The organism is Mesorhizobium sp. WSM4871 (genome assembly GCF_055811295.1).
Window position 1 is genome coordinate 1 of the sequence record NZ_JBVVPU010000043.1, and the last position, 1,835, is coordinate 1,835.

Annotated in this window: 2 protein-coding genes; both read left to right on the forward strand. The window is 57.8% G+C overall.

Annotated features, from left to right (window positions below; all coding sequences use genetic code 11):
* Positions 1 to 178, forward strand: a 178-nt coding sequence (locus AC0L2H_RS32385; protein ID WP_473593665.1) for a type IV secretory system conjugative DNA transfer family protein, incomplete at its 5' end; no start/stop codon positions are given.
* Between the two features lie 357 nt (positions 179 to 535).
* Positions 536 to 1,573 carry a type III secretion protein gene (locus tag AC0L2H_RS32390; RefSeq protein WP_196232815.1) on the forward strand — a complete coding sequence of 346 codons (1,038 nt, stop codon included), beginning with the start codon at positions 536 to 538 and terminating at the stop codon, positions 1,571 to 1,573.
* Positions 1,574 to 1,835: the final 262 nt, after the last annotated feature.

The window sequence follows — 1,835 nt, forward strand, 5'->3', positions numbered from 1 at the left end:
TCGGCTGCTCGATGAAGACTACGAGATTGTTCTCATCAAAGGCCTGCCACCATTGCAATTGAGGAAGGTGCGATATTATTCGGATCGCATTCTGAAACGCATCTTCGAAAGCCAGACAGGCGCCCTCCCGGAGCCGGCACCCTTGATGGAAGCTCATCCAGATGACACTGACGGTTAAGCGCCCGTCTCGCGTATCCCGTCCCTCGGCGATCAGAAACTCCACTACAGGTGAACGGCTATGGGAATTTGCATCTCCAAATCCTCCGGATCGACTCGACAGTCGCCGCGAGAATCCACGGCGTCCGGCTTTGAGAGCAGCATATCAGCGCTGAGGGTCTCCCTGGGCACGCCTGCCGACAGGTTGCGACGGGGCGGAGATGCGCCTCTGGAGCCACATCAGATCCAGCAGGCCGCCTATCATATGGGAGCGTGTGTCGTCGGTGACGACGTCACCAGCCCGATAAGACTCGCGACAGCGGGGCAAACAGTTCACGACGTTCGCCTGCTGCTCAAGCATGGCCGGGGAAACGTTAAGGTGGACGACATTCCCTCTCGCGGCCACAACAGCATCGGATCGTCGGTTGCAATGATGGGAGCAGACGACAACATTAAGGTTGCAGTGGCCGTAGTCATGGGAGCGGCGTGCTGCAATCAGAACGCTCCCCTTTCCGCTATCGTCCACGCCCCACACATGGCGGCCGACGAGTGGAGTATGACCTCTAGTGCTTCCGTGTCAATGAAACAGATAACCGACGAAGGTGATGAGATCCCAGTCAAGTTAGGTCACATTTGGAACGAACTGCGGCGCGGAAGCCGCGACCCGAGGTCGACCGTGGTTATGGATGCCTGGGCCAACGGCCCCGCTGTTCGGTTGAAAGACAGCGCATGGAGCGGAGTGCCGGTCAAGGAGGGTCATTGGTCGATGGACAAAAGCACCGCCGAATTCCTGAAAAACCGTGTTGAGGGGTTGATTCCGTTCGTGCATCCGGACACAAATGAACAGACTGCCAACGATTTGCGCCGGAAGCAAAACGAACCCACTTCGTGGAAAAAATATGCAGAAGTACAAGTGATCTCACCCGAGTTCGCCGATAGTGTACGCAACGCATTGTCCCGTATTCCTGAAGACCAACAAAAGGAAATCGCATCACGGATGATTCAGGAAGCCTACGGAATGGATCCTTCCTCGCGCACGCACCAAGACGCAGTGGAATCAGTTCTGGTCGCCGCCAACCAACTGGACTCGCTGCCCCGGCCTCCTGTCGAGCCGCCGGAATTGGCGGCGTATCACCAGTTCGACGCAAATCAACAGACCCAAGCTCACGCAGTTCCCGGCATGCAAGACATCTTGCCGCAGATGCCTCCGCCGCAGCATGCAGCAGAGGAACGGAATGCGAATCTGGACGGCCACATAGCAGGTCTTGAAGCTGAAGTCCGTGCGGCAGGTGCGCAAATCTCCTATGAACAGCTGCGGCGGGGTGGTCAAGTCGGGCAGCCCATAAGCCACGCCTACAATCACGCCCGCGAGGATCTAATGGCTGCCTCCAGAAGCAGAGATCGCTCCGGCCGTTGAGGTCTCGGCCATGGTAAGTGACGGTTTCTCCTCGAATCCCGTTCGGCCTTGCCATCTCCAATGCGCTGGCCGTTGATGTACCTGCCTTAGGGGCAGAAACACGTCTGCCGTGTGGCGCGATGCAAGCATCGCACCACACGCTCCGGCATCGATCTGTGGAGCCGCGACATCGCGCGACGTCGCTCCGGTGTCTGAAGCAAGCGCAGCATTAGCTACGGCTAATCCGGCAATGGAACAATGTCTTCAACAAAAACGACGCCCC